The organism is Okeania sp. SIO3I5, from assembly GCF_010672085.1.
Lineage (GTDB): Bacteria > Cyanobacteriota > Cyanobacteriia > Cyanobacteriales > Microcoleaceae > Trichodesmium.
In genome coordinates this window covers 1-3,559 of record NZ_JAAHHT010000440.1, presented here as the reverse complement: position 1 = coordinate 3,559, position 3,559 = coordinate 1, and the positions used below count along the sequence as shown (strand labels likewise).

Below are 3,559 nucleotides of genomic sequence, written 5' to 3'. Positions count from 1 at the left end.
GTCCTCATGATGATATCAAAATTGGGCTACATAGAGTGCCAGGAGTCAAGCATTATTACTATCCTGGTTGGTGGGAACCCTCTACTACTTTTGAAGTACAGGTTAATTTAGATGAATGGAACAAGTTATCATCTGAATATCAAGAAATTTTTAAAGCTGCTTGTTTCCAAGCTAATCTGAAAATGTTGTCTGAGTATAATGCTAAAAATAGTCAAACATTATCTGAGATTATCAATGGTAAATATGGTGATATTAGATTACAACCATTTAGCAAAGATATACTCAGAGAAGCTCAAAAGAAATCTTTAGATGTTTTAATTGACTCTGGAAGGGGGAATGCAGATTTCGATAATGTTTTTAGAGAATGGTATGAATTTAAGAAACAAACCTCCCTGTGGCATGGAATCAATGATATTAATAAAGTGAAGGAAATGAAAGAATATATTGAGTATCTTGAGTATCTTAACAAGAAAAATATCAGTTAAATATAAATTTGGAAATTGATACAATATTCCTAAAACAGTTTATTTCTCAGATGTATAGAATACTATACAGCGCTTTTCAAATTGATTAACCACATTGCCATAACCAAAAACCTGTAGGGACGTTGCATAAGGGCGTCCCTACTTTGGTCTACTGAAATAGACATCTCCAAAAATCCAAAATAAAATCAATACTTATCCATAAATTATCAATAACTTCTTCCTGTTCCCTGTTCCCTGTTCCCTGTTCCCTCTTTTCTGGAGAAGTCTAATGAAAAGCGCTTTCAACAATGAATAATGAATAATGAATAATGAATAATTACCTCTCCTTGAAAACGGATAGGATTGACTAATCATGAAAATTTTTATTTATTATCCCCTCTCTTGGTCGATTGGATATGCCGAGGAGACCTCGGCATCCCTCGACCGCTATCCAAGGGGAGGCTTTAAACCAAAATTTTTCGGTAAAACTCCTAAAATTTAATGTGTCGAAAAATGTGTGTATTTTTCGGCACATTTTTTATAGCTCAAAGATGGAAAGTGATTTTTAAGAAGTAAGAAATGCTTCTGCGGAAGGAAGAGTGACTATTTATTCTCATCAAGGTTATTTCTATTATTTATACTTTAAAGTTTTTGTATAAGGATCAATTCCTAAAAAGTTAATTTCCAAGTCGCTCTCACACAAGAAGTATTTGAAATCAAGGATTTTTTAACTATGAAACTGAGATTGTTTTTCTGTAGTGGCATTTTTCTAATTTTGACTGCTGTTTGTAATTTATCTAGTCCCACTATCTGTCAGAATGCTGTTGTTCCGACTCAAGAGCGTGAACAAGATAACACTCTTTGTACTGATGCTCCCACAGAAACTAAGGAGCAACTGATTGAGTCGTTAATTGCACTTGGTATATTACTACTTGAAGATAAATTTGACAACTCAAAACGGCGTGTTCTACGGATACGCAAGATTACTGCCCAAGCATTTTTTGCTACATTTGTATTAAATATCGAAATAGTACAACAAATAATCAGGTGGGATATGGCAGTTTTACAAGAATCACCTTGGTATCAACAAATCTTACAAGAGAGAATTCAAATTGGTGAACAACGTGGCGAACAACGTGGAATTGAAATTGGTCTACAAAGAGGAATACTTTCTGGAATAAAACTAGGATTAGAATTGAAATTTGGCGAGTTAGGAAAAGAGATATTTTCAGAGATTAATACGATTGAAAATATCCAGGTTTTAGAAACAATTTTAGCCTCTCTCAAAACTGTGGAAACTATCGATAAATTACGGCAAATTTATCTTAAATAGGGACTAGGGAATAGGGAGTAGTTAGGAGAAACGGGAATTATGAATGCGAGCTTTGTTTCCTTCCCTAAATTTCATCTAATTCTTATGCACCTGTGGTGGGTAAAATTCCCCCACTACAACAATAAGACAACAGAGCGATCGCTACTCCCTCCTAACTTTATGATTCTTGACTGATAACTGATAACTGATAACTGAAATAGCCCACAATGTCCTAAAATTAAAGTTTATTAAATGTAAATTAGGGATATACAAGTGGCCAAATCAACAGAATCTAATACACAACCTCTTTCTCGCACACCTCTATACGACTTATGCACCGAACTTAAGGCCAGAATGGTACAATTTTCTGGGTGGGAAATGCCAGTACAATACACCGGCATTAGCTCCGAACATGAGGCAGTACGCACAAAAGCAGGAATGTTCGACATTTCCCACATGGGCAAATTTATCGCTCAAGGTCACGATCTAATTGAGAAAATCCAATATTTAGTACCATCCGACTTGAGTAACTTAGAACCTGGTAAAGCACAATACACCGTCTTATTAAACTCCCAGGGAGGCATTATTGATGACTTCATTTTCTATCGTCAAAGTGATGACCCCCTCACCAAGGAAGCACGGGGTTTTATGATTGTTAATGCTGCCACTAAAGCTAATGATAAAGCTTGGATATTAAGTCATCTAGAAAATAGTGGTGTTAAATTCCAAGATATCTCTGAGGAAAAAGTGTTATTAGCTGTTCAAGGTCCGGAAGCGGAGTCTTATGTGCAGCAATTTGTTAAGGAAAATTTGGCATCAATTGGGTTTTTCGGGCATTCAGATATTACAGTATTGGAGCAACCTGGTTTTATTGCCAGAACTGGTTACACTGGGGAAGATGGGTTTGAAATTATGGTCGATCCCTCGGTAGGTGTGGAGTTATGGCGGAATTTGTTGAGTGCTGGTGTTACTCCGTGCGGTTTGGGAGCAAGGGATACTCTACGTTTAGAAGCAGCAATGGCACTTTATGGTCAAGATATTGATACAGAGACTACTCCTCTAGAAGCCAGTTTAAGTTGGTTAGTTCACCTGGATAAAAAAGGAGAATTTATTGGTCGTCAGGTCTTGGAAACACAAAAGTCGGAAGGAGTCTCAAAACGTTTGGTGGGTTTGGAAATGCTCGATCGCTCTATTGCTCGTCATGGTTATCCTGTTGTCAGTGATGGTAAGGTGGTGGGGGAAGTTACTAGCGGTACTAAGTCTCCAACTTTAGGGAAAGCGATCGCTCTAGCTTATGTACCTAAAAAATTAGCGAAGGTAGGTCAAAAATTAGAAGTAGAAGTTAGGGGTAAAAATTATGCAGCTATTGTTGTTAAGCGCCCCTTTTATAAAAGGAATAGGGAATAGGGAATAGGGAATAGGGAATAGGGAAAGATTTATTAGATGTAGGTTGGGTTGAGGGACTATCTTCGGAGCTTATCCGCAGGATAAACACAACAACAGTCTTTCTCCCCTACTCCCCACTCGGAGGGGCAGGGGGTGGGTTGGGTTAGGGGTGGGTTCCCTACTCCCCTACTGCACCGACACAACTAAAACTCTGCATATTTCTTATTGTGGCGGGGGCCGGTTCATCTCAAGAATTTGAACACCATTAACTTGACATACTCCCGACGTTGCCCTTCTATTCCCCCCTTTCAAAGGGGGGTTAGGGGGGATGGAAAAATAGGGATTCTGAGCGTCTGGGAAACCCTGACCGCTGCGCATGACAGAGGTGATGTCCTCC

At 38.2% G+C, this 3,559-nt stretch carries 2 protein-coding genes and 1 pseudogene; all 3 read left to right on the top strand.

The window, feature by feature from the left end; genetic code table 11:
• Positions 1–485 (top strand): annotated as a pseudogene (locus F6K40_RS39365) (hypothetical protein); the annotation flags it as partial.
• A 712-nt stretch (positions 486–1,197) separates the two neighbouring features.
• On the top strand, positions 1,198–1,797 hold the full coding sequence (locus F6K40_RS39360; RefSeq protein ID WP_293145494.1) for an RpnC/YadD family protein: 600 nt from the start codon (positions 1,198–1,200) through the stop codon (positions 1,795–1,797).
• 252 nt (positions 1,798–2,049) lie between these two features.
• Positions 2,050–3,183 carry a glycine cleavage system aminomethyltransferase GcvT gene (gene gcvT, locus F6K40_RS39355; protein ID WP_293145491.1) on the top strand — a complete coding sequence of 378 codons (1,134 nt, stop codon included), beginning with the start codon at positions 2,050–2,052 and terminating at the stop codon, positions 3,181–3,183.
• Positions 3,184–3,559 lie beyond the last annotated feature (376 nt).

What these genes read in the sequence shown, in the direction of transcription:
- F6K40_RS39360 (WP_293145494.1), top strand. Translation starts at nt 1,198, where the DNA reads ATGAAACTGAGATTGTTTTTCTGTAGTGGCATTTTTCTAATTTTGACT.